Source organism: Corynebacterium sp. HMSC08D02 (assembly GCF_001807505.1).
GTDB lineage: Bacteria > Actinomycetota > Actinomycetes > Mycobacteriales > Mycobacteriaceae > Corynebacterium > Corynebacterium pseudogenitalium.
Map to the genome: position 1 here is coordinate 1 of NZ_KV789248.1, position 2,102 is coordinate 2,102.

Sequence of the window (2,102 nt, forward strand, 5' to 3'; positions counted from 1 at the left end):
GCTGTTTGTGTGTGGTGGTTGTTTGTTGTTTGTTTGTTGTGTGTTTTTGTTTTGTTACAAGGGCGTACGGTGGATGCCTTGGCATGCTTAGCCGATGAAGGACGTGTGAGGCTGCGTTATGCCTCGGGGAGTTGCCAACAAAGCGTTGATCCGAGGATGTCCGAATGGGGAAACCTGGCACTTGTTATGGAGTGTTACCTGCAGATGAATGTATAGTCTGTGTGGGGGTTACGCGGGGAAGTGAAACATCTCAGTACCCGTAGGAGAAGAAAACAATTGTGATTCTGCTAGTAGTGGCGAGCGAACGTGGATGAGGCTAAACCATGCGTGTGTGATACCTGGCAGGGGTTGCGCGTGTGGTGTTGTGGGCGATGATTGTGGGTATGCTGCCATGTACCCCTATGATGCGGCGTGTTAGCGGAAGTCACCTGGGATGGTGTGCCGGAGAGGGTGAGAGCCCCTGTACGTGAAGGCGTGTCGTGTTGTGGTGATTGTTTGCCCGAGTAGCAGTGGGCTCGTGGAATCTGCTGTGAATCTGCCGGGACCACCCGGTAAGCCTAAATACTAAGTGTGACCGATAGTGAATAAGTACCGTGAGGGAATGGTGAAAAGTACCCCGGGAGGGGAGTGAAAGAGTTCCTGAAACCGTGCGCTTACAATCCGTCAGAGCACCGCGTGTGTGTGATGGCGTGCCTTTTGAAGAATGAGCCTGCGAGTCAGCGGCATGTCGCGAGGTTAACCCGTGTGGGGTAGTCGTAGCGAAAGCGAATCCTAATTGGGTGTTGTAAGTGGCATGTCCTGGACCCGAAGCGGGGTGATCTACCCATGGCCAGTGTGAAGCAGCTGTAAGAGGTTGTGGAGGCGCGAACCCACTTAGGTTGAAAACTGAGGGGATGAGTTGTGGGTAGGGGTGAAAGGCCAATCAAACTCCGTGATAGCTGGTTCTCCCCGAAATGCATTTAGGTGCAGCGTTATAGTAGTTTGCCGGAGGTAGAGCTACTGGTTGGTTGAGCGGGACTATCATCTTAGCAACATCAGCCAAACTCCGAATGCCGGTCAAGTGTTCTATAGCAGTGAGACTGTGGGGGATAAGCTTCATAGTCGAGAGGGAAACAGCCCAGATCGCCGGTTAAGGCCCCTAAGGGTGTACTAAGTGGAAAAGGATGTGGGATCGCGAAGACAGCCAGGAGGTTGGCTTAGAAGCAGCCATCCTTGAAAGAGTGCGTAATAGCTCACTGGTCGAGTGGTTCTGCGCCGACAATGTAGTGGGGCTCAAGTACACCGCCGAAGCCGCGGCATAGTTTTTACTATGGGTAGGGGAGCGTCGTGCATGGGGTGAAGCCATACTGTAAGGGGTGGTGGACTGTGTGCGAGTGAGAATGCAGGCATGAGTAACGAGAGATACGTGAGAATCGTATCCGCTGGATGACTAAGGGTTCCTGGGTCAAGTTCGTCTTCCCAGGGTGAGTCGGGTCCTAAGGCGAGGCCGACAGGCGTAGTCGATGGTCAACGGGTTGATATTCCCGTACCCGTATGCATGCGACAAAGAGTGAAGCGGTGATACTAACCACCCTGAACTGGCAACATGCGCACCACTTGTGGTGTGTGGTTGTTGGTGATGCGTGGGGCCTGATCCGTGGTAGTTCAGTGATGGGGTGACGCAGTCAGGTAGCCGCGCCAAGTGTTGGATATCTTGGTGTAAGCGTGTGGCACGTCGACTTGTGAAATGCGGTCGATATTTTGTGTGAGGCGTGATGCGTAGCCCAATTGTTGGGTGATGGTGGTGATCCTTTGCTGTCGAGAAAAGCCTCTAGCGATGTGTGTGTATGGCCCGTACCCGAAACCGACACAGGTGGTCAGGTAGAGAATACTAAAGCGGTCGGGTGAACTGTGGTTAAGGAATTCGGCAAATTGCCCCCGTAACTTCGGGAGAAGGGGGGCCCTTGCTGGTTGCATACTTTTTCGGTGTGTTGCTGGTGGGGGTCGCAGAGAATAGAGGGGAGCGACTGTTTATCAAAAACACAGGTCCGTGCGAAGACGGTTAAGTTGATGTATACGGACTGACGCCTGCCCGGTGCTGGAAGGTTAAGAGGACCTGTTAG

At 53.3% G+C, this 2,102-nt stretch carries 1 rRNA gene; it reads left to right on the plus strand.

Going from position 1 to position 2,102, the window contains the following annotated elements:
- Positions 1 to 46: 46 nt before the first annotated feature.
- Positions 47 to 2,102 (plus strand): 23S ribosomal RNA (locus HMPREF3170_RS06245); the annotation flags it as partial.